General features: G+C 71.9%; 18 protein-coding genes and 1 pseudogene. 13 read left to right on the top strand and 6 right to left on the bottom strand.

Annotation, left to right across the window (positions count from 1 at the left end; translation table 11 throughout):
• Positions 1-41: 41 nt before the first annotated feature.
• Positions 42-791 (top strand): endonuclease NucS, encoded by a 750-nt coding sequence (nucS, locus tag AUC44_RS12040; RefSeq protein WP_062158949.1) that lies wholly within the window; start codon positions 42-44, stop codon positions 789-791.
• Positions 792-857: 66 nt separating this feature from the next.
• Here the strand turns inward: nucS and hisIE are convergent, their stop codons facing one another.
• Positions 858-1,532, bottom strand: a complete 675-nt coding sequence (gene hisIE / locus AUC44_RS12035) for a bifunctional phosphoribosyl-AMP cyclohydrolase/phosphoribosyl-ATP diphosphatase HisIE (RefSeq protein ID WP_062158947.1) — start codon at positions 1,530-1,532, stop codon at positions 858-860.
• 44 nt (positions 1,533-1,576) lie between these two features.
• Positions 1,577-2,374 carry an imidazole glycerol phosphate synthase subunit HisF gene (gene hisF, locus AUC44_RS12030; RefSeq protein ID WP_062158945.1) on the bottom strand — a complete coding sequence of 266 codons (798 nt, stop codon included), beginning with the start codon at positions 2,372-2,374 and terminating at the stop codon, positions 1,577-1,579.
• A gap of 210 nt (positions 2,375-2,584) precedes the next feature.
• Here hisF and AUC44_RS12025 point away from each other — a divergent pair, with 210 nt between their 5' ends.
• Together AUC44_RS12025 and AUC44_RS12020 are read left to right on the top strand one after the other, a co-directional pair.
• Positions 2,585-3,013, top strand: a complete 429-nt coding sequence (locus tag AUC44_RS12025) for a response regulator (protein ID WP_062159829.1) — start codon at positions 2,585-2,587, stop codon at positions 3,011-3,013.
• Between the two features lie 47 nt (positions 3,014-3,060).
• On the top strand, positions 3,061-3,897 hold the full coding sequence (locus AUC44_RS12020) for a DUF72 domain-containing protein (RefSeq protein WP_062158943.1): 837 nt from the start codon (positions 3,061-3,063) through the stop codon (positions 3,895-3,897).
• 87 nt (positions 3,898-3,984) lie between these two features.
• Here AUC44_RS12020 and mqnB read toward each other — a convergent pair whose 3' ends face one another.
• Positions 3,985-4,647 (bottom strand): futalosine hydrolase, encoded by a 663-nt coding sequence (mqnB, locus tag AUC44_RS12015; protein ID WP_062158941.1) that lies wholly within the window; start codon positions 4,645-4,647, stop codon positions 3,985-3,987.
• 130 nt (positions 4,648-4,777) lie between these two features.
• Here mqnB and AUC44_RS12010 point away from each other — a divergent pair, with 130 nt between their 5' ends.
• Positions 4,778-5,794: a DUF4384 domain-containing protein gene (locus tag AUC44_RS12010; protein WP_062158939.1), complete on the top strand. Its 1,017-nt coding sequence runs from the start codon at positions 4,778-4,780 to the stop codon at positions 5,792-5,794.
• Between the two features lie 94 nt (positions 5,795-5,888).
• Here AUC44_RS12010 and AUC44_RS12005 read toward each other — a convergent pair whose 3' ends face one another.
• Positions 5,889-6,458, bottom strand: coding sequence for an NUDIX hydrolase (locus AUC44_RS12005; RefSeq protein WP_062158937.1), 570 nt, complete (start codon positions 6,456-6,458; stop codon positions 5,889-5,891).
• The gene (locus tag AUC44_RS12000) at positions 6,455-7,105 is read right to left on the bottom strand and encodes a MazG family protein (protein ID WP_062158935.1); all 651 of its coding nucleotides are present in this window, start codon (positions 7,103-7,105) and stop codon (positions 6,455-6,457) included. The genes AUC44_RS12005 and AUC44_RS12000 overlap by 4 nt, the downstream gene beginning before the upstream one ends.
• 103 nt (positions 7,106-7,208) lie before the next feature.
• Between AUC44_RS12000 and AUC44_RS11995 the strand changes: the two genes are divergently transcribed.
• The 9 genes and pseudogenes from AUC44_RS11995 to AUC44_RS11955 all read left to right on the top strand — a co-directional run bounded on the left by AUC44_RS11995 (position 7,209) and on the right by AUC44_RS11955 (position 15,639).
• The gene (locus AUC44_RS11995; RefSeq protein WP_062158933.1) at positions 7,209-7,676 is read left to right on the top strand and encodes a hypothetical protein; all 468 of its coding nucleotides are present in this window, start codon (positions 7,209-7,211) and stop codon (positions 7,674-7,676) included.
• A 165-nt stretch (positions 7,677-7,841) separates the two neighbouring features.
• Positions 7,842-8,552: an SDR family oxidoreductase gene (locus AUC44_RS11990; RefSeq protein WP_062158931.1), complete on the top strand. Its 711-nt coding sequence runs from the start codon at positions 7,842-7,844 to the stop codon at positions 8,550-8,552.
• Positions 8,553-8,654: 102 nt separating this feature from the next.
• Positions 8,655-9,077, top strand: coding sequence for an SsrA-binding protein SmpB (smpB, locus tag AUC44_RS11985; RefSeq protein ID WP_062158929.1), 423 nt, complete (start codon positions 8,655-8,657; stop codon positions 9,075-9,077).
• Positions 9,074-10,462 carry an N-acetylmuramoyl-L-alanine amidase gene (locus AUC44_RS11980; RefSeq protein WP_062158927.1) on the top strand — a complete coding sequence of 463 codons (1,389 nt, stop codon included), beginning with the start codon at positions 9,074-9,076 and terminating at the stop codon, positions 10,460-10,462. Before smpB ends, AUC44_RS11980 begins: the two co-directional genes overlap by 4 nt.
• Positions 10,463-10,464: 2 nt before the next feature.
• The gene (locus AUC44_RS11975; RefSeq protein ID WP_335338666.1) at positions 10,465-11,010 is read left to right on the top strand and encodes a GerMN domain-containing protein; all 546 of its coding nucleotides are present in this window, start codon (positions 10,465-10,467) and stop codon (positions 11,008-11,010) included.
• Between the two features lie 19 nt (positions 11,011-11,029).
• A pseudogene (locus AUC44_RS17395) lies at positions 11,030-14,334 on the top strand (AAA family ATPase).
• A gap of 46 nt (positions 14,335-14,380) precedes the next feature.
• Complete coding sequence (locus tag AUC44_RS11965; protein WP_062158923.1) at positions 14,381-14,722, top strand: hypothetical protein; 342 nt, start codon at positions 14,381-14,383, stop codon at positions 14,720-14,722.
• A 10-nt stretch (positions 14,723-14,732) separates the two neighbouring features.
• Positions 14,733-15,164, top strand: coding sequence for a hypothetical protein (locus tag AUC44_RS11960; protein WP_157445341.1), 432 nt, complete (start codon positions 14,733-14,735; stop codon positions 15,162-15,164).
• 82 nt (positions 15,165-15,246) lie between these two features.
• Entirely contained in the window at positions 15,247-15,639 is a 393-nt protein-coding gene (locus tag AUC44_RS11955) for a hypothetical protein (protein WP_062158919.1), read from the top strand.
• Between the two features lie 56 nt (positions 15,640-15,695).
• On the opposite strand, the gene AUC44_RS11950 is transcribed toward AUC44_RS11955, so the two are convergent.
• The gene (locus AUC44_RS11950) at positions 15,696-17,150 is read right to left on the bottom strand and encodes an alpha-amylase family glycosyl hydrolase (protein WP_062158917.1); all 1,455 of its coding nucleotides are present in this window, start codon (positions 17,148-17,150) and stop codon (positions 15,696-15,698) included.
• Positions 17,151-17,156 lie beyond the last annotated feature (6 nt).

Below are 17,156 nucleotides of genomic sequence, written 5' to 3'. Positions count from 1 at the left end.
CCGCGCACTATGCTGCGCCGCGCGCGAGGCGCGCCCCACCCATGCTGATCGAGTCCCTGACCCACCCTGCCCCCGAAGCCCTGCTGGCGTTCCTGCGCGCCCACCTGCACGCCCGCGTGACCCTGCATCTGGCCGGGGAGGTCGAGGTGCTGTACGCCGGGCGGGCCACCAGCATGGCCGAGGCCGGCGACCGCCTGCTGCTCGTCAAGCCGGACGGTTCCGTGCAGGTGCATGGCCCCCGCGGCGTGAAACCCGTGAACTGGCAGCCGCGCACCGATCACCTCTCGGCGGACCTGGACGGCGGCTGCGTGGTGCTGCACGCCGAGAGACGCAGCCCGGCGGAGGTCGTGCGGGTGCGCGTGATCCAGTGCGCGCAGGTCACGGCGCTGAACCTCGCGGACGAGGCGCTGTTCCTGCTCCAGGGCAGCGAGGCGCAGATGCAGCAGGCCCTGGCCCGCGCGCCACACCTGATCGAGCCGGGCCTGAGCGTCCTGGACCGTGAACTGCTCGTGGGGGTGGGCGGCATCGACCTGTACGCCCGCGACGCGCAGGGCCGCTACGTGGTCGTGGAACTCAAGCGCGGCAAGGCCGGGCACGAGGCCGTGCACCAGCTCGGGCGCTACGTGGACGCCGTGCGCACGCAGGTGACGGCTCCGGTGCGCGGCATCCTCGCTGCGCCGGACATCACCCTGCCCGCGCTGAAGGTCGCGCAGGCCGCCGGGCTGGAATACGTGAAGGTGGACGCGCTCCCCCAGGTGGAGGAGGAGGCGCGTCAGCCCATGCTGTTCTGAGGGGGAAAGCGCGAGGGGCTGAGGCGGTTACCGGTGCCTCAGCCCCTCGCCCCATGACCCGGAGGCTCAGCCGACTTCTTTCGGGCCCTTGAGTCCGGTGCGGCCCTCGCGTTCCTGGAGGACGGCAGCGACGTCGGCGGGGCTGACGCCCACCTCGGCCATGGCGAACAGGGTGTGGAACAGCAGGTCGGCGACCTCGGTGGCGAGTTCGGCGCGGTCGGCGTTCTTCGCGGCCAGCAGCACCTCGCCGCTCTCCTCGCTGATCTTCTTCAGCACGCGGTCCAGCCCGCCGGCGTGCAGCCGCGCGACGTAGCTGTTCTCGGGCAGCGTGGCGAGCCGCTCGGTGATGGTCGCGTACACGCGGTCGAGCGTGCCGTCCAGGCCGGCCTGGGGCGCCTCGCCGGTCAGGAGGGGCTGGTGGTAGCAGGAGTACGCGCCGGTGTGGCAGGCCGGGCCGGTCTGCACGACGCGGTACAGCAGGCTGTCGCCGTCGCAGTCGGCCTGCACGTCCACGACCTGCTGGGTGTGGCCGCTGGTGGCGCCCTTGACCCACTGCTGGGCGCGGGAGCGCGACCAGTAGGTGGCCTCGCGGGTGTCCAGGGTGCGCTGGACGGCGGCGCGGTCGGCCCAGGCTTGCATCAGGACGGCGCCGCTGCGGGCGTCCTGCGTGACGACCGGAATCAGGCCGGTCTGAGGATCGAAGTTCAGGGCATCGGGGGACAGAGGTGTGGGGGATGTCATGTCAGGCCCCCTCCGGAGGCCAGGAGTGTGGGGGGTGGGGCAGGTCAGAGTCGGGCAGTGTCGTGCCAGTCGGGCCGCACCGGCAGCCCCTCGCCCTTCAGGTACGCCTTGACCTGTGGGACGGTCAGCTCACCGAAGTGGAACACGCTGGCGGCCAGCGCGGCGTCGGCGTTCCCGCCGTCCTCGCCGGAGCGCAGCACGTCGCGGAAGTCTTCCAGCTTCCCGGCGCCGCCGGACGCGATGACCGGCAGGTCCACGGCGCGCGCCACGGCGCGGGTGGCGTCGAGCGCGAAGCCGTCACGGGTGCCGTCGGCGTCCATGACGTTCAGGCAGATCTCGCCCGCCCCGAGCGCCTGTCCGCGCGTGGCCCACTCGATCAGGTCCAGGCCCGTATCGACCCGGCCGCCCGCGCGGAAGACGTTCCAGCCGCCGCCTTCGCGGCGTTTGGCGTCGATGCTGAGCATCACGCACTGCGCGCCGTAGTGGTCGCTGGCCTCGCGGATCAGCTCGGGGCGGGTCAATGCGCCGCTGTTCACGCTGATCTTGTCCGCGCCGGCCAGCAGCAGCTGCCGGAAGTCGGATAGGGCGTTCACGCCGCCGCCCACGGTCAGGGGCATCATGACCTGTTCGGCCACGCGCGCGGCGACGTCCAGCATCAGGCTGCGGCCTTCGAACGTGGCGGTGATGTCGTAGAACACCAGTTCATCGGCCTGCTGGGCCTCGTAGGCCTGCGCGAGCGCCAGCGGGTCGCCGGCGTCGCGGTGGTTCTCGAAGAACCGGACATTTTTCACCACCCGGCCGTTCTGGACGTCCAGGCAGGGAATGATGCGCTTGGTCAACATGGGGCGCAGTCTACGCGCTGCCCGCGCGGCGCAGTGCAGGGCTGCCCAGCGCGGCGCAGTGTGGGGCTGCCCTGCACTGCGCCGTGCCTGACCCCACAACGTTAAATCGAGTTAAGGAAAGGCTCATGGGCTTTGCTACACTGCGGGTCACTGGTGGGCGCCGTGCCCGCCGGTCCTGTCAGGCGACCTCACCCCCACCGGGAGGCCCCCGTGAACACCCGCAGAATCCTGCTGATCGACGACAACCCCAACGACGTGGAACTCGCCCTGACTGCCCTGGACGAGTCCGAAGCCGAAGGCAGCGCCGTCGATGTGGCCGGCAGCGGGTCCGAAGCCCTGACCCTGCTGCGCCGCGCCCGCGACGAGGGCACCCTGCCGGATCTGGTGCTGCTCGACCTGAACATGCCCCACATGGACGGCATCGCGGTGCTCGACGCCATCCGGGCCGAGCGCGGCCTGCAGGGCCTGCCGGTCGTGATGCTCACCACCAGCGGGGAGAGCCGCGACATCCGCGAATCCTACGCGCACGGCGCGAGCGCCTACGTGGTCAAGCCGATGGACTTCAAGCAGTTCCGCGAAGCGCTGCGCACCATCCAGGCCTTCTGGACGGCCCTGAACCGCCCGCCGCGCACGAACTGAAGAATGCGCCAAGGAGGCCGCGCGCCCCGGGCGCTACCCTGACAGGCATGCGCGTGTATATCGGCTGCGGCGGCTACAGCAACGACGACTGGGCGGCCCCGGGCCTGCTGTACGACGGCGTGCGCAAGGACGACTACCTGAGCACCTACGCCCGGCACTTCGACGCGGCCGAACTGAACGCCTCGTTCTACGGCATTCCCGGCCTGAAGGCCTTCGAGGGCATGCTCCGCAAGAGTGCCGGACGGGTCCGCTTCACCGTGAAACTCCACCGGGTGTTCACGCACGACCGCGCGCCCACCGACGCCGACTTCGACCGCATGCTGCAAAGCCCCGAGCCGCTGCGTGAGGCGGGCGTGCTGGGCCCCTACCTGGCGCAGTTCCCCTACTCGTTCCACCGCACGCCCGCCAACCGGCGGTACCTCCAGATGCTCACCGAACGTTTCGCCGGGCATGAACTGGCCGTCGAGATCCGCCACGAGGACTGGGACCGCCCCGAGGTGCGCGAGGGCATGGCCGAGCGCGGCGTGATCTGGGTCAGCCCGGACTACCCGCCAGCCGGCGGCCTGCCCGAACCGCAGCTGCACGTCACGGCGGACGTGGGCTACCTGCGCCTGCACGGCCGCAACGCCGCGAACTGGTGGGACGGCCAGAGTGCCGCCGAGCGCCACGACTATCTCTACTCCCGCGCCGAGATGGACGAATGGGCCCAGAAGATCGCGCTCGTCGCGGAGGACCTCAGCGAGCTGTACGTGTTCTTCGAGAACACCACCAGGGGCCACGCCCTGAAGAACATCCCCATGCTGCGTGAGGCGCTGAACGCCCACGGCGTGCCCGTGCAGACCCCCGATCCGCTGGACTTCCCCGACGACGGCCGCCTGCTGTAGAGGCGCGGGAAGTAGGGCGCGGTACGCACGAGAGGGGAAGCGGACAGGTGGCCCGTGGGACGGCGTGCCGCGCCGGCGGCCCACCCGTCACCTGTCACCTATCACGGCCAGCGCGGCCTCCACCCCCCGGCGGGTGGCCGCGAGCGCCTCGGGGATCCGCCACGCGCTGCGGTCACGCGGCCCGACCGGGTTGCTGATGCCCCGCACCTCCACGGCCGGGACGCCCCGGAGCAGGGCGGCGTGGGCCACCCCCGCGCCCTCCATGCCCTCGCACAGCGCGCCGGGATACCGGGCGGTCAGCGCCAGCGCCTGTTCCAGGCTGCCCGTCACGCTGCTCAGGGTCAGGGCCGGGCCGAGCGCGGCGCCCGCCCGGACGGCTGCGGCCTGCGCCCCTCCCCAGGCCGGGAAGAGGGCGTCCTGCGGTTCATCCGGCCGCACCGACAGCCCCAGTTCGCCCAGTGGCCGGAAGGTCCCGGCGTCCCAGGCGCCCAGATCCGCCTGAATCATCACGCTGGACACCGCAAGGTCGCCCGGGTGCATGCCGCTGCCGGGGTACGCCCCGCCGATCCCGGCGCTGATCACCAGCCGCGCCGGCGCCTGCGTCAGGGCGCGCTGCGTCGCCAGCGCCGCCGCGACCGGGCCGACGCCGCTGACCACCACCCGCGCGGGGAGGTCGGCCAGGCGCGCGGCCTCGCCGGCCGTGGCCACGATGATCAGGACGGACGCGCCGGAACGGCCAGTGTCATGCATGCCGTCAGCCTAGAGCACACGCCGCGCCCGTCAGAATCTGACGGTGGCCTGAAGCACCATTAACGTTGCGCCGCCCGGGACTCACGGCGCGTCATCTGCGCGAACGTAGGCTCATCTGCGGAGGTACTACATGAAAAAGCTTCTTCTGATCCCGGCCGCCATGCTCCTGAGCACCGCCGCCGCTGCCCCCAAAATCAGTGCCCAGAGCATCATCGTGAACCCCACGCAGCCCGACCTGAACGTCAGCGTGCGTGTGGACAAGGACACCACCGGCAACCAGAACCCCGCCTACCGCGTGGGTGACAAGATCAGCATCAGCGCCACCGTCAACCGTGACGCGTACGTGTACCTGTTCAACGTGAACCCCGACGGCAGCGTCGACCAGATCCTGCCCAACCGCCTGAGCGACAGCAACCTCGTGAAGGCCAACACCACCAAGGTGTTCCCGGCCCCCGAAGACAACTTCAACTTCACGGTCGCCGGCCCCATCGGGCAGAACAAGGTCCTGGCCCTCGCCAGCCTGACCCCGCTGAACCTTGATCAGATCAGCTCCTTCAAGACCACCCAGGATCAGTTCGCCACCGTCAGCGCCAAGAACCAGGCGGGCCTCGCCCAGGCGCTGAGCATCGTGGTCAACCCCCTGCCCCAGAACAGCTGGGTGAGCGACACCGCGTTCTACACCGTCGCGGGCCGCACGCCCGTCAGCACCGGCAGCCTGTTCATCGGCACGAACGTGAACAACGCCAGCGTGATCCTGAACGGCCAGCGCCTGGGCGGCGCGAACGTCACCTACAGCAACCTGCGTGCCGGCACGTACCCCATCCGCGTGCAGGCCCCCGGTTACCGTGACTTCACCACGACCGTCTCCATCCGTGGCGGCAGCACCACCAACGTGAACGTCGAGTTCGCGCAGGCCGTGACGCCCGCCCCCGTCACGCGCTACACCGTCTCGATCCGCACCAGCGTCAACGGCGCGCGCATCTTCGTCGACGGCGACGAGGCCGGCGTCATCCGCAACGGTGGGCTGGACCTGAGCCTGACCCCCGGCGTCCACGAGATCTCGATGGTCGCCAGCGGGTACCGCACGTTCACGAGCACGTACAACGTGACGAAGAACGGCCAGATCACCATCACCCCCACCCGCTGAGTCCAGTCAGGTTGCTTGCCCCCACCCCACGCGGGTGGGGGTTTTGCTGCGCGCCGCGCCGGTCAGGCGGGAGCACCGTCAGGTGGCGTGGTGGTCAGGCAGGGCCGTCGCGCAGCAGATCGTGCAGCACCCGCGCCGTCATCCCCCAGATGTCGTGGCCCTGCCAGGGGTAGCGGTAGAGCGGCACGCGCGTCCCGTCCGGCAGACTGCGCGTCTCGCGGGTCACGGGCACGGCGCGCAGCTCGGCCAGACCGGGGAGCAGCAGCTGCGCGACCTCCGGCGTGAGGGTCAGGGTGGGCTGCGCCGGAATGCGCGCCAGCACCGGCGTGACGTGAAACCCGATGGGCGTGAACACGTCGTCCAGTTCCCCCAGCACCGTCACCTGCGCCGGATCGAGCCCGACCTCCTCCTGCGCCTCGCGCAGCGCGGCCTCCACGGGCGTCTCGCCGCGCTCCAGGCTGCCGCCGGGGAAGCTGATCTGCCCCTTGTGGGTGGGCAGGTCGGCCGAGCGGACCGTGAGCAGCACCCGGGCGTCCACCTCGCGGGTCAGGCCCACGAGCACGGCGGCGCGCCGGTACTCGGGCAGGTGCAGCGTGCGCCGTTCACGCTCGCCCAGCCACGCGGCCCAGGGGTCGCTCAAGGCCGCGTCGAGCGGATCGCTCATGACGGCCTGCCGGCGTCGTCCGGCAGGGCGCGCAGGGTGCCCAGCGTCCGCTCACGCAGGGCCAGTTCGGCGTCCACCCCTGCCGCGCGGGCCCAGGCCACCACGGCCGCCAGGACGTCCGCCACGCCGGCGTCCGAATCGGGCGCGTCCTGCGTGGCCGCCAGCAGCGCCTCCCGCGCCGCTTCGGGCGTTCCCTTCTCGCGCCCGGCCAGCTTCTGCGCCTTCGCCTCGCGCGCCAGGGCGCCCAGGCCGGCGGGCACGCGGTCCTCAGGCCGCCGCACGCGCCCGCCACGCTCGGCGGCCTTGATCGCCTGCCAGTTCGTCACGACCTCGGCGCTGCCGCTCACGCTGGCCTCGCCGAACACGTGCGGGTGACGCCGCACGAGCTTCTCCACGATGGCGCGCTCCACATCCGCGTAGCCGAAGGTGCCGGCCTCCTCGGCAATCACGCTGTGGAAGGCCACCTGGAGCAGCACGTCCCCCAGTTCGTCGGGCAGGTCGGCCGGGTCCGGGCTGCTCACCGCGTCGGCCGCCTCGGCCGCCTCCTCCAGCAGGTAGGGACGCAGGGACTCGTGCGTCTGCTCGCGGTCCCAGGGACAGCCGTCTGGCGCGCGCAGGCGCCGCATGATCGAGAGGAGATCCTGCATGCCCCCACTCTAGACCGGGCGTGAGCGCGGGAGTCATCGGGGGCGGGGCGGCCCCTCACGCCCACTTCACGCTCCGTCAGGAAAGGTGTGATGCACTGACGCCATGAAGACCACCACCCTCACCCGCGCCGCCCTGGCCGTTCCGATGCTGGCCCTGGGCGTCGCCGCCGCGCAGCCCGCCCCCACCCTGAGCCCCCAGCGGATGGCAACCGCCACCTACGTCATCCTCGACCCCGTGATCGAGGGCAACCAGAACCTCGTGAATGCCGATCAGCGCCGCAGCATCCTGGAGGCCATGAAACGCGACAGCGGCGGCGCGCTCAAGCGCCGCTACCCGCAGGCCACCATCGCCGCCGGCCCCACCGCGAACGCCATCCAGGTGCGCCCGGTGTTCGTGGCCCCCAGCGCGCTGGTGCCCTGGAACAAGCTGGGCGCCCGCCTAGAGCTCCAGATGCCCGAGGGACAGAAGTACAGCGTGAGCGACAGCTTCGGCATCAGCGTGCTGCTGCGCTACCGCGCGGAATTCGTGAACTACATGTACGACCAGCTCGCCACGCGCCTGCCCCGCTGAGCCGACCGGCCCACGCCGCCGCACCTCCGCAGCTGGAGGCGCGGCGGCGCGTGTTGTGCGCGGCTCGGCCGCGGCGCCCCGGTCCGGTGCCGGGTCTGAAGCCCGCGTTCACACTGCTTTGCTTTTCACACTGCGCGCCGGCGGGGGCGTGTTAGGGTGCCGCCCATGACGCAGACCACCCAGAAGAGTGCTTTCATCACCGGAGCCAGCAAGGGCATCGGGCACGCCGTCGCGCAGGCCCTGATCGCGGACGGCTACGCCGTGACCATCACCAGCCGCAAGGCCGACGAGATCGAGCAGGTCGCCGCCGACCTGGGCGCGGGCGCGCGCGGCGTGGCCTGCGACGTGAAAGACCCTCAGGCCGTGCAGGCCGCCGTGGACGCGCACGTGCAGGCCTTCGGCGGGCTGGACGTGCTGTTCGTGAACGCGGGAGTCGGGCACTTCGGGAACGTGGCGGACCTGAGCATCGAGCAGTGGCAGGACGTGATCGACACCAACCTCAGCGGCGCGTTCTACACCGTCAAGGCCGCCATTCCTGCCCTCTCGGAGCGCGGCGGTTACATCTTCACGCTCTCCAGTCTGGCCGGGAAGAACCCTCTGCCGGGCGGCGGCGCGTACAACGCCAGCAAGTTCGGGCTCAACGGCCTCAGCGAGGTGCTGAACCTCGACCTGCGCGACCGGGGCATCAAGGTGACGCAGATCATGCCCGGCAGCGTCGCCACGCACTTCAACGGCCACACGCCCGATCAGGACAAGGACGCCTGGAAGATCCAGCCCGAGGACCTCGCGCAGCTTACCGTGGACCTGCTGCACATGCCGGAGCGCACCCTGCCCAGCCGCGTGGAGGTCCGCCCCAGCCGCCCCCCGAAGAAGTAACCGGTTGACAGGTGATGGTTGATGGAGGGGGCCAGCGTCCCGTCCATCAACCATCACCTTTGGACCATCAACAGCTTTTCCCCGTGCTGCTAGAATGCCCGGGTGTACACCAACCGCCGCGCTCACTACGAGTACGAACTGCTGGAGCGCTTCGAGGCGGGGATCAGCCTGACCGGCAGTGAAGTCAAGAGCATCCGCGCGGGCGGCGTGGACTTCCGGGACGCCTTCGCGCGCCTGCACGGGGGCAACATCGACCTCGAGGGCCTGTACATCCCCACGTACAAGGAAGCGACCTACAACAACCACGAGCCCCGCCGCACCCGCCGCCTGCTCCTGCACCGCGAGGAGATCGGCAAGGTCAGGCGCGGCCTGGAACAGAAAGGCCTGACGCTGGTCCCCACCCGCCTGTACCAGAAGGGCAAGTTCTTCAAGGTGGAAATCGCGCTGGCACGCGGCAAGAAACTGCACGACAAGCGCCGCGCCGAGGCCGAGAAGACCGTGCGCCGGGAGCTGCGCGAACTGTGAGGCGCCTGAAAGTCGGGCGGCCCGGCCGCCGCACCGCCCTGAGCGCCGCCGCCGCCAGCCTGCTGCTCATCGGTCTGGCCGGCGCGCAGATCGCCTTTTCCCGCCTGAACCTGGCCGGGCGGGACGTGCAGAGCATCCAGCTGTACGGCGCGGAGTACGCCAGCCAGAGCAACCTCAGCGGCCTGCTGAGCATCACCCAGGACAGCGGCGTGGTCCGCGTGACCGGCCTGGGCCACACCCTGCTGCTGCCCCTGGACGAGGACCAGCAGCGCGCCGCGACCTCCTACAACACCGTGCAGCTCGACACCCGGCGCGTGCAGGGACGCACCGCGACACTGGTGAACGGGAACCTCTACCTGCCGCTGGACACGCTGGCCAGCGGCCTGGGCGCCCAGTACGAGCAGGGCAAGTTCACGCTGGCCGCGCCGAAACTGGTCAGCGTCAGCAGCCGCGCCGGGCGTGACACCGACCGCGTCGTGCTGGACCTCAGCCGCGACGTGCAGGTCGTCGACGAGCAGCGCGGCGACCGGGTCGTCCTGACGCTGAAGGGCATCCAGGGCGACGCGCGGCGCTACACCACCCGCGGCGCCTTCATGCCCAGCGCGGAGGTCGCGCGCAGCGGCAGTGACCTGACCGTCACGCTGCCCCTGCCCGCCAGCAGCGGGTACCGGGTGTTCAAGGTGGTGCGCGGCAACGGGGTGCGCGTCGTCGTGGACGCCGGGCCCGGCGTGCCCAGCAGCGCCCCGGAGGTGCTCTCGCGCATCAACTCGCCGCTGATCGTCCTGGATCCCGCGCTGGTGCCCGGCCTGAGTGACGACGTGACCCTGGAAGTCGCCCGGCAGGCCGCGCAGCTGCTGACCGAGAAGGGCTGGCAGGTGCGGGTCACGCGCGACAGCGCCGCGGCCCTGAACCGCGAGCAGGTCCTGACCCTGGCGCGCCAGAGCGACGTGTATCTCGCCCTGGACCTCGGCCGCCTGCCCGGCGCCCGGCGCAGCGGCGTGACCGTCTACGAGCAGACCGGCCGCGCGGGCAGTCAGCTGATCAACACCCTGCGCGGCGGCAGCAGCGTTCCCTACAGCACCCTGATCGTGGCCGGGGCGGGCAGCACCCGCCGCCTGGGTGAACTGCTGCGCGGGGAACTCAAGGGCGGCGGCGTCAGTGCGCAGCAGGACAGCATCAGCCGCGTGCAGAGCCTCGGTGAGGCCCCGCAGGCCGCGCTGCTACTCGAACTCGGCTGGGCGAACAACGCGCAGGACCTCGCCACCCTGGGCAGCGCCGCCCGGCAGAAGGTGCTGTCGGTGGCGGTGGCCCGGTCGGTCGCCACGTACCTGACGGCCCGCGCGAACAACAACGCCAACCTCAGCGCGCAGGGAGTCACGCAGTGAGCGTGCCGCGCAAGCTGTTCTCGCCGTTCAACGTGGTGGCGGCCGGCCTGCTGGCCGTGTCGGTCCTGGCCCTGCAGGCCGTGCAGCGCACGCCGCCCACGCCGGAGCCGCCCAAGCTGGAACTGACCGAGCGGCAGACCCTGAAGGTCAAGGTGTACTTCACGGACCTGCAGGTGCAGACCCTGAAGGCCGAGACCCGCACCGTGCAGGTGTCGCGCACGAACACCCGCTCGGTGGCGCAGGCCGCCGTGGACGTCTGGGCGCGCGGCCCGTACGACAAGAGCTTCCTGGGCGTCGTGCCGACCGGCACGCCCTCCCCGAAGGTATACCTGCGCGGGCAGCACTACTACGTGGATCTGCCCGACGCGTACACCAAGCTGCGCTACGGCGCCAGCGGCGAGCGCATGCTGCTGTGCACCCTGACCCGCACCCTGCTCGAGCAGAAGGGGCAGGACGTGACCTTCCTGGTGGCCGGGCAGGGGGTCGAGGCGCTGGGCCGCATGGACCTGACGCAGCCCTTCACGGCCGGGGACTGCGCCGACCAGTGACAGGCGCCGGCCGGTAATCATGCTTCAGAGCGTCACCCTGCAGGGCTTCAAGAGTTTCGCCGACCGCACCCGCCTGGAGTTCGGGCCCGGCGTCAGCGCCGTCATCGGGCCGAACGGCAGCGGCAAAAGCAACGTCGTGGAGGCCATCCGCTGGGCCACCCACCAGGCCCGCGCGCGTGACCTGCGCGCCGGGCGCGGCACCGAGCTGATCTTCCACGGCAGCGGCGGCAAGGCCCCGCTGGGCCTCGCGGAGGTGCAGCTGGAACTCGTGACGCCCGCCGGGGAGCGCGTGAACCTCGCGCGGCGCGTATACCGCGACGGGACCGGCGAGCAGGACCTGAACGGGCGCGGCGTGCGGGTGCGGGACGTGCAGGGCGCGCTGCGCGGCACCGGCCTGGGCCCCGGCGGACTGGCCGTGATCGGACAGGGCGAGGTCAGCGGCGTCGTGCAGGCCGAGGGCAAAACCCTGCTGGGCTACGTGCAGGAGGCCGCCGGACTGTCGCGCGCCGTGACCGCCCGCCAGGAGACCGAGGCGCGGCTGCGCGAGGCCGACACCCACCTGGACTCGCTGCGGCTGGTGCTCAGCGAACGCGAGGCGGCGCTGGAGCGGCTGGCGCGCGCCGCGCAGGACGCCCGCACCCACCGCGATCTGAGCGGCCGGATGCTGACGCTGGAGGACGCCCTGAGGCGCGACCGGCAGCTCACCCTGGCGCGCGAGGTCTTCGCGGCCCGCACCGAAGCGGCCGAGCTGGAGGCCCGCAGCGCCGCCCTGGCCGCCGACGTGCAGGCGGCCGCCACCGCCGTGGACGCCGCCCGTGACGCCGCGCAGGACGCCCGCGCGAGGCGCGACGCGTACGCCGGAGCGCTGGACACCCTGCGCGCCGCCCGCGACGCCGCCGCGCAGGCGCAGCGCTACCGCGCGCACCTGGACGCCGAACGACAGACCCTGACGGCCGAACTGGAGGGGCTGCCGCGCACGCCGCCCGAACAGCCCGCCCCGGACCTCACCGCGCTGGACGCCGCGCTGACGCAGGCGCGCACGCAGGCGGACGCCTCTGAACGCCGCGCCCGCACCCTGGACGCCGACCTGACCCGCGCCCGCGCCCTGGCCGCCCGCGCCGCCGAGGCCGCCGCCCGCCAGGACGCCAGCCGCGAGACCATCCGCGCCGAGTACGAGCGCGCCCAGGGCAACCTGACCCAGGCCCGCGAAGCGCTGGAGGCCGCGCAGGAACGCCTCGGGCACGCCCGCACCGCCCGGGAGCAGGCCGAGCGCGCCTACTTGGGCGTCCGCGACGAGCGCGAGGCCGCCACGCAGCACGAGCGGCACCTGCGCGGCGAGCTGGCCCGCGTGAACGCCAGCGTCGCCCCACTGCGGCGCGAACGCGACCGGCTGGAACAGACCCTCAACTCCTACGCCCGCTACGGCGAGGGCGCCCGCAACGCCCTGCGCCTCGACCACCCGGGCATCGTGGGCTCTGTCGCGGACCTGCTGACCGTCCCCGCCGAATACGAGACCGCGCTGGGCGCCGCCCTGGGCCGCCGCCTGGAACAGGTCGTCGTGAACCGCGCGGACGACGCCCGCGAGATTATCGACGAACTGAGGCGCGTGGGCGGCCGCGCCACCTTCCTGCCGCTGGACCTCATCCGCGCCCGGCCCCGCCGCGACGGCGCGCTGCTGCGCGAGGACGGCGTGATCGGCAACCTCGCCGACCTGTGCCCCAGCGACCCACCCCTGGTCGCCGAGAGCATCCTGGCCGACACGCTGGTCGTCCGCGACCTGCGCGCCGCAAACCGCATTGCCCGCGCGCACGCCAGCCGCCCCCGCCTCGTCACGCTGGACGGCGAACTCGTCGAACCCGGCGGCGCGATCACCGGGGGCCGCGCCCGCGACACCGGCAGCGGCGTCCTGGGCGACCAGCGCCGTTTCCAGGAACTCGACGCGGAACTGGAAGACGCCGACCGTCAGAGCGCGCGCCTGAACGCCGAACTGAAGAAGGTCGAGGCGATCCTCGCGGGGGGACCGAGCGGCACGCCACCCTGCTCGCCGCCCGCGAACGCGCCGCGCAGGAAGAGGCGAGTGCCGAGCGCCGCGTGACCGAACTGGGCGCGCAGACCCGCAGCCTCCAGGCGAACCACGACCGCCTCGCCGCCCGCCTGGGCCCCGACGAACCCGAACCCCTGGCACCCGGCGAGCCCCTCCCGGACGTGGACGCCCTGACCGCCAGCCTCCAGGCCGCCCGGGGGGACGCCGAGACGCACCGCGCGCAGGAACGCCACGCCGCCGAGGCCCTCGCCCTGGCGCAGCAGGCGGACGCCGCGTGGCGCGCCTACCGCACCGGCCGCGCCCGCGCCGGGGACCTGCGCGCCCGCCTGGAGACGAACGCCACCTCGCTGACCGCCCAGGACGCCGCCCTGGACGCCGCCCGCGCCGAAGTGGCCCGCCGCGAGGCCGCGCTGGGCACCCTGGACGAGAACGAGTACGCCCGCGCCGAGTACGCCCGCGAGAAGGCCAGTCAGGACTACGCCAGCCTCATCGGCACGCAGAACAAGGCCCGCGCCCGCCTGGACGACCTGCGCCTTCTGATCGCCCGGCGCGAGGGCAGCCTCGAACCCATCCCCGACGGCTGCCTCCCGCCCGGCACCCCCCGCGAGTGGACGGCCGAACTGACCCGCACCCGCGCCGCCCTGGACGCCCTGGGGCCTGTGAACGCCCGCGCCGAGGCCGACCACGCCGCCGAGACCGCGCTGCTGGACGCCCAGCGGGCCGAACTGCACGACGCGGACGCCGCCGCGCAGGAACTCCGCACGCACCTGCAGGGACTCCAGGCGGCCGAGGAACACGCCACCCGCGCCGCCTTCGACCGCGTCAACACCGCCTTCCGCGAGTACAGCACCGAACTCCTCGGCGGGCAGGGCGACCTGGAACCCGAAACGGACGACGCGGGCATCCTGCGCGGCCTGCGTCTCGCCGTGCAGCCGCGCGGGAAACGCACCCGCTCCATGACGCTGCTCTCCGCCGGGGAACGCACCATGGCGGGCCTGGGCTTCCTGTTCGCCCTGAACCACGCGGGCGGCGAAGGCAGCGCCGGGGGCCTCCCCCTGGCCGTGCTGGACGAGGTGGACGCCCCGCTGGACGAGGCGAACATCCGCCGCTTCACCGCCTTCCTGAAGCGCTTCAGCGAACGCGGCGCGCAGTTCCTGCTCGTCACGCACCAGAAAGCCACCATGGAAGTCGCGCACGCCCTGTGGGGCGTCACCACCGACCAGACCGGCGCCAGCCGCGTCCTGAGCATCCGCCAGCACGACGACGCCCGCGCCGGATAGGACAGATTCGCTTGAGCCGCGCTCCCTTCGGACATAGAGTCCCCACATGACCACCCAGACCCGCGCCGCCCGACTCGGCCAGATTGTCCTGTACGGCCTGGGCGCCGGTCTGGGGACCGGCCTGCTGTGCGTGCTCGTCGGGGCGCTCCTGGCGGGCGGCCTGACCCGCGCGGGCGCTGCCACTGCCCTCGGCTGGGGCGGCCTGATCCTGACGTTCTTGGCTGGGGCGATCATCTACTCGCACAACGGCCAGTCGCAGAGCGAGAGCGGCATGCGCGCCCGCCTGGGCGAAGGCTACCGCGCGCCAGGGCTGCCCTGGGCACCGATCCTCACCTCGCTGATCGGCGCCGGCGCGCTGTTCCTGGGGCAGCGCGCGCTGCGTGCCTGAGGAGCCGTGAGTGACCGAAATCGACGTCTCTCAGCTTGCCCTGCGGAACATGACCACGGGGCAGGAGAGGCAGACCACACTGACGATTCAGGAGAAGGCAGACGGTCTGATCTCCCTGAGCCTGCAAGTGGACTCGGCTGGAGTTCTCACAGCGCATGAGGCGACCGGCTGGGATGCATTGACCGCGCTGCGGCTTGCGCTGGAAGCGCAGGGATGGCTGCTCATCTGTTACGGCACCAGCCTGAACGTCACGGTGACCCCCATGGCCCTGAACATGGGCATCGGATCGGTTGGCAGCCGTCTGAGGATGGGAGTGCGGGGTGGCCTGGACACCGTTGATATCTTCCAGACTGGCCCTGACGTTCAGCCCGCAACGGTTCAGGATCAGCTCGACTGGTATCAGGCCTGGCTCCGCAGTCTTGCCGCCAACTCGTCCGCATAGGAGGTTCGGCTGAGTTCACTGCTTGCCGGGTTGCGCCATTCGTGGGATGGCCCGCCGGGGCCGGGGCGTGGCATGCTGGGGTATGGACATCACGCCGACCAACTCCACGCCGCAGGAGGCGCTCAGCGCGTTCCTGACGCACTGGCAGGGCGGGCAGTACCATGCGATGGCCCTGGCGCTGCCCGCGCGCCTCTTTCCCACGCGGCGGCGCAGCGTGCGGCAGGTGCGCCGCGCGTACCCCGGCACCCTGGATGGGTTCAGCATCCTGTCCGCGCGGGACACCGATCCGGCCGCCACGAACGTGGACGTGCAGGTGCTGTGGCGGCAGCGGGGCGGGCTGGAACTGGGCCGCGTGCGCTACCGCATGGTGTACGTGGACGACCGCGATCAGCCCATCGCGCGCCACCACCCGGGCGGGCAGTGGAAGCCGTTCGCGACGTACACCCTGCCGGTCCCCCGGCCCCTGCGGGCATAACGGGCGTGGGGAAGAGGGGGCGGGCCGCGCAGGTCCGCCCCCTCGCTGGAGCGGGGTTATTGCACGCGGAAGGCGGCGGCGTCCCGCGCGGGGAGGCTCAGGTGCAGGTACCCGCCGCTGACGCTGACCTTCGCATTCTGCCCGGCGAACAGCGAGGGCGTGGCGGCCAGCGCGGCCCACTTCATGCCCAGGCTGCCCAGTTTCAGGGAGTACGTGCGGCGGGCGTTGCCGCTGTGCCACGCGGCGAGGACGGTCTGGCCGTTCAGTTCGCGGGTGAAGAGCAGGAGCTGGCCGCTGACACTGTCCGGGGTGGGCAGCAGCGTCTGCGAGCCGCTACTCAGGGCCGGGCTGGCCTTGCGCGCGGCGATGGCGGCCTGCGTGGCGCCGAACACGGCGCGCTCGGCGGGCGTCCACGCGTCCTCGAAGCGCATGTCGCGGCGGTTGTCGGGGTCCGCGGCGCCGCGCATGGCGATCTCGGTGCCCTGCCAGATGACGGGCACGCCGCGCAGGGTCATCAGGGCGCGCAGGCCGTAGCGGGTGCGCTCCTGACCCACGTCCTCGAACAGGCTGCCCTGCGCGAAGCGCGGCACGTCGTGGTTGTCGAGGAACAGCGCCACCTCGCCCGGGCGCGGCAGTTCACCCTGGCGGGCGAGCACCTGACGGACGGCGTCCAGGCTGCCCTCGCCCATCACGCTGGTTTTCATGGCGTCCTGCAGGCTGAACAGGAACAGGCTGTCGAAGCCCGCCTTCTGCCAGTCCGCGACGGTGCCGGTGTCCGCGCCGAACCACTCGCCGAGCGTCCAGGTGCCCGCGCGGCGGTCGGCGGCCAGCAGGTCGTTCAGGAAGGGCCGCTCGACGTGCTTGATCGCGTCGTAGCGGAAGGCGTTCACGCCCTGTTCGCGCCAGAAGTTTGCGTTCCCGAGCAGGAGGTCGCGCACCTGCGGGTTGCTCTGGCGCAGGTCCGGCAGGCCCGACAGGGGGCAGTCCACGTCCTTGTTTTGAGTCGCGTCGCACTGCGCCTGGGTGTTGAACCAGTCCTTGCGCAGGCGCACGGCGGCCGCCTCGTACCCGTAGTGGTTGATGACCTGATCGAGCACGACGCGCATCCCGGCGCCCTGCGCGGCCTTCACGAACGTCCCGAAGTCCGCCAGCGTCCCGAAGTGCGGGTCCACGTTCCGGAAGTCCGCGGGCCAGTACCCGTGGTACCCGGCCGTGCCGAACGAGTTCGTGGCCTGCTGCTGGTACACCGGCGTGAGCCACACCGACGTTGCCCCCAGCTTCTGGATGTACGCGAGTTTCTGCGTGAGGCCCGGCAGGTCCCCGCCGTGCCAGGCGCGCGGGTCGTCGCGGTTCACGCCCTGGTTGTTCGCGGGGTTCCCGTCGAAGAAGCGGTCGGGCATGACCTGATAGATCACCTGCCCCTCGAAGGTGGGGATGGGCAGGGCCGTCTGCGCGCCCGAACCGCCCGCCAGGGAGGTCAGCAGCGCGCCCAGCAGGGCGTAATGACGCATGCTGAC

This window comes from Deinococcus actinosclerus (assembly GCF_001507665.1).
In the GTDB taxonomy this organism is placed as follows: Bacteria; Deinococcota; Deinococci; order Deinococcales; family Deinococcaceae; genus Deinococcus; species Deinococcus actinosclerus.
The sequence above is the reverse complement of the archived record's forward strand: the minus strand, read 5'-3'. Positions and strand labels throughout refer to the sequence as shown.